General features: G+C 62.8%; 1 protein-coding gene. It reads right to left on the bottom strand.

The features are described from left to right. A partial coding sequence (locus RNB18_RS51035; protein WP_449657658.1) for a thiolase family protein occupies window positions 1-205 on the bottom strand: 205 nt, incomplete at its 3' end. Between the last annotated feature and the right edge of the window lie 290 nt (window positions 206-495).

Genomic DNA, 495 nt, shown 5'->3' with positions numbered 1-495 from the left:
AGCGGCCGATATTGCTTGATTGCTCGCCGCCCAGCGAGACGCAGCCCCAGACCACGTCGTCGACGATGTCGGGGCTGATGCCCGCCCGCTCCACGAGAGCATTGAGCAACAGTGCCGACAGGTCGGCGGCGTGGAATCCGGACAGGCCGCCGTTACGCTTGCCCACCGGGGTACGGACGGCCTCGACGATGACGGCTTCAGCCATGACTTCTCCTTTGAAGGGTGGGTGTCGCGACCCCAGTGGAGCCGAACGGGGCGCTCGAGGTGAAAATAGACCAGTAGGTTTACTAGGTCAACCTACTGGTTGGTAGATCCAGATGTTCCGTTCCTGCGGTGAACAGATGGTTTACTGAGTTGTACAGCTGACCGTCCGGCCAGCGCAGTAGTTGTCCTACCCGGGAGTGTCTGGTGGCTCGAACCACACCGCTGGCGCCGATGATCGGCCCTGACGCGATAGCACCGCAGGCACCGGTCCGCTCTCCGAAGACCGCCGAG

This window comes from Streptomyces doebereineriae (genome assembly GCF_031845645.1).
Lineage (GTDB): Bacteria > Actinomycetota > Actinomycetes > Streptomycetales > Streptomycetaceae > Streptomyces > Streptomyces canus.
Note: the sequence above shows the minus strand (reverse complement) of the source record. Positions and strands in the feature narration are given on the sequence as shown.